The sequence below is a fragment of the Streptomyces synnematoformans genome (assembly GCF_039531005.1).
GTDB lineage: Bacteria > Actinomycetota > Actinomycetes > Streptomycetales > Streptomycetaceae > Streptomyces > Streptomyces synnematoformans.
In genome coordinates this window covers 1-1,772 of record NZ_BAAAPF010000610.1, presented here as the reverse complement: position 1 = coordinate 1,772, position 1,772 = coordinate 1, and the positions used below count along the sequence as shown (strand labels likewise).

Annotated in this window: 1 protein-coding gene; it reads right to left on the bottom strand. The window is 79.8% G+C overall.

Features of this window, described 5'->3' with window-relative positions:
- The coding region (locus ABD317_RS36510; protein ID WP_425582534.1) for a [protein-PII] uridylyltransferase at positions 1-1,772 on the bottom strand (1,772 nt) is incomplete at both ends.

Sequence of the window (1,772 nt, the reverse complement as noted above, 5' to 3'; positions counted from 1 at the left end):
CTTCCTCGCCCGCGGCTTCGAGGCGGTGACCATCGCCGAGATCGCCGCGGCGGCGACAGGTTCGCCGGCCAGCGCGCCGCGGACCCGCCCGGCCAGGTCGGCGACCAGCGAGGCCCGCCAGGCGGTCCACGCCGCCGGCCCGGTGGCCAGCGCGTCGGCCTCGGTGAGCGCGTGCAGCAGCTCCAGGGTGCCGTGCCCGCCGACGGCGTCGGCCACGAGCCGTACGGTCGCGGGGTCGTCCAGGTCGCGGCGGGTCGCGGTCTCCACGAGCAGCAGGTGGTGGCGGACCAGGGCGCCGACGACGTCGACGTCGGCGGCGGGGAAGCCGATGCGCCGGGCCATGTCGCGGGCGATGGTCTCGCCGGTGACGCTGTGCCCGCCGGGGCCGTCGGGCCAGCCCTTGCCGATGTCGTGCAGCAGCGCGGCGACCAGCAGCAGGTCCGGCCGGCCGACGCGGCGGGTGAGCGCCGCGGCCCGTACGGCCGTCTCGACGAGATGGCGGTCGACGGTCCAGCGGTGCACGGGGTTGCGCTGGGGGCGGCAGCGCACCCGCTCCCAGTCGGGCAGCAGCCGCGTGACGAGCCCCTCCGCCTCCAGGCTCTCCCACACCGGCACCGTGGCCGGGCCGGCGCCGAGCAGCGTCACCAGCTGCTCGCGCGCCTCGTCCGGCCACGGTACGGGCAGCGACGGCGCCTGCGCGGCCAGCAGCCGCACGGCGGGCAGCGACAGCGGCAGCCCCGCCTGCGCGGCGGCGGCCGCGGCGCGCAGCGGCAGCACGGGGTCGCGGTCGGCGCGTGCGGTGCGGGCGAGGACGACCTCGCCGTCCTGCTCGACGACGCCGTCGGCGAGCGGAGTGCGCTCCGCCGGGCCGCGCGGGACGGGGCGGCCGGAGGCGCCCAGGAGGTTCCGCAGCCGGGCGGCGGCGCGCCGTCCGCCGCCGGCCCGCAGCCCGCGGTCGACCTCGCGCCAGGTGACGTCGGTGGCGTACGCAAGGGTGCGCGCGGCCTCGTAGACCTCGCGCAGCAGGGTGTCGGAGTCGAGCAGGCCGAGGGCGGCGGCGACCTGGTCCTGCTCCTGCAGCGCGAGGCGGTCGGTGGCGCGGCCCGTGGTCAGGTGCAGTGCGTCGCGGGTGTCGAGGAGCCGCTCGCGGGCGCGGTCCAGGCCCGCGCGGGGGGCGTCGGCGAGCCAGGAGGCGGCGACGGCGCGCAGGGCGGTGGCGTCGCGGAGCCCGCCGCGGGCCTCCTTGAGGTCGGGCTCCAGCAGGAACTGCAGCTCGCCGTGGCGCTCGGCGCGTTCGCGGTCCAGCTCGCGCAGCTCGGGGAGGCGGCGGGCGGCGCGGTTGCGCCAGTCGGCGAAGACGGCGGTGCGCAGCCCGGCGGTGAGGGCGGCGTCGCCGGCGACGTGGCGGGCGTCGAGCAGGCCCAGGGTGACCTTGAGGTCCTCGCCGGCGGTCCGGAGCGCCTCGGCGGGGGTGCGTACGGAGTGGTCGAGGGCCAGGCCCATGTCCCAGACGGGGTACCAGAGGCGGTCGGCGACGGCGGCGAGCGCGCCGGGGCGGAGGGAGCCGTCGTGGAGGAGGAGCAGGTCGAGGTCGCTGCGCGGGGACAGCTCGCCGCGCCCGTAGCCGCCGACGGCGACGAGGGACACCCCGCGGATGCCGCGCGGGGTGCGGACGTCGCCGGGGGCGCGGGCCTCGGCTGCGGCGGGCCCGCGGGGCGGGCCGGCCTCGCCGGTCGCGCCGTGGAGCAGCCCGGCGAGCCAGCGGTCGGTGG